Origin of the sequence: Streptomyces sp. UH6 (assembly GCF_013421635.1) — a bacterium.
In the GTDB taxonomy this organism is placed as follows: Bacteria; Actinomycetota; Actinomycetes; order Streptomycetales; family Streptomycetaceae; genus Streptomyces; species Streptomyces abyssomicinicus.
In genome coordinates, this window is sequence record NZ_JACADT010001313.1 from 1 (window position 1) to 1,245 (window position 1,245).

Below are 1,245 nucleotides of genomic sequence, written 5' to 3' on the forward strand. Positions count from 1 at the left end.
GCTCGGCGAGGCCCTCGGGGCTCAGCGGCAGGGTGACGACGCCGCGGGCGCCGGAGTCCATGGCGGCGGTGAGCGTGGTGGAGGACGAGTCGGCGGTGATCAGCACGACGCCGACCGCCGGGTGGCGCAGCACGATCTCCCGGATCAGCTCCAGCGCGGGCACCGGGCCGATCCGTTCGTGGACCAGGACGACCTCGGGCAGCTCCTCCACCGACTCGGCGGCGCCCGCGCCGAGGGCGTCGAGCAGGGTGGCGGAGTCGTGCACGGGCGGCGCGGCCACCACCTCGGGCAGCTGGTCGAGGAGCGCGGCGAGGGCGCGGGCGGAGTCGATGTCTCCCACGGCGGGGAGGATGCGGACGGTCATCGGCGGCCCCTCAGCTCTTGTCCTGCTCGAGGGTGTACGTCCGGTCGGCGGGCGGCACGGCGCCGTCGTCGCCGCCGGCCACCAGGGCGAGGCGCACGTGCTCGGCGAACGACTCGGCGTAGGCGACGCGCTGGGCGTCGTCGGTGGAGAGCGCGAACGTGATCGGCACGGCCTCGGTGGCGGTGCGGCGGTTGGCGCCGCTGCCGTCGGGCTGGAGGGCGGTCAGTTTGCCGACGTCGATGACGCGGGCGTTCTGCACGATCAGCCGGGACTGGTCCTGGCCGCGTTCCTCGCCCTCGAAGGTGGCGAAGATGTTGACCCGCGCGCCGGCGGTGATCTTGCCGGCGACGCCGGTGGAGGCGTCGATCATGATGGCGATCTCCTGCTCCCCGCGTCGGAGTTCGGGGCGGTCGACCACCATGTCGGACTGGAGCAGGGAGCCCTTGCGGAGCTGGGTGACGGCGATCTTCCCGCGGATCTCGGAGAGGTCGGTGACGGCGGTGCCGGACAGCCAGCGCTCGGGCATGCTGATCTTCTCGAACTGGCCCGGGTCGAGCTCCTGGTACGGCGCGACGTCCGCCTTCAGGCGGTAGGCGGTCACCTCGGGGCCGACCTTGGAGTTCACGTCCCGGACCACCGCGAGCACTCCGGCGAACGCCACGAGGGCGGCTATCGCCGAGAGGACCAGCAGCAGAACGCCGCGGCGCTGGCGGGAGTTCACGGTCTGTTTCACCTCGGGGTTCGTGTTTCGGGGGTGCGGTGGAGCGGTTCGGGCGGGACGGAACGGTTCGTGCGTCGGTGCGGGTGGTGCGGTCGGCGGTGCCGGTGGTGCGGTCGGCGGTGCGGGTGGTGCGGTCGGCGGTGCGGGTGGTGCGGTCGGT

At 73.2% G+C, this 1,245-nt stretch carries 1 protein-coding gene and 1 pseudogene; both read right to left on the reverse strand.

Annotation, left to right across the window (positions count from 1 at the left end; translation table 11 throughout):
- Window positions 1-364 (reverse strand): annotated as a pseudogene (locus HW445_RS31530) (septum formation initiator); the annotation flags it as partial.
- 10 nt (window positions 365-374) lie between these two features.
- Window positions 375-1,085 (reverse strand): Flp pilus assembly protein CpaB, encoded by a 711-nt coding sequence (gene cpaB / locus HW445_RS31535; protein ID WP_180224187.1) that lies wholly within the window; start codon window positions 1,083-1,085, stop codon window positions 375-377.
- Window positions 1,086-1,245: the final 160 nt, after the last annotated feature.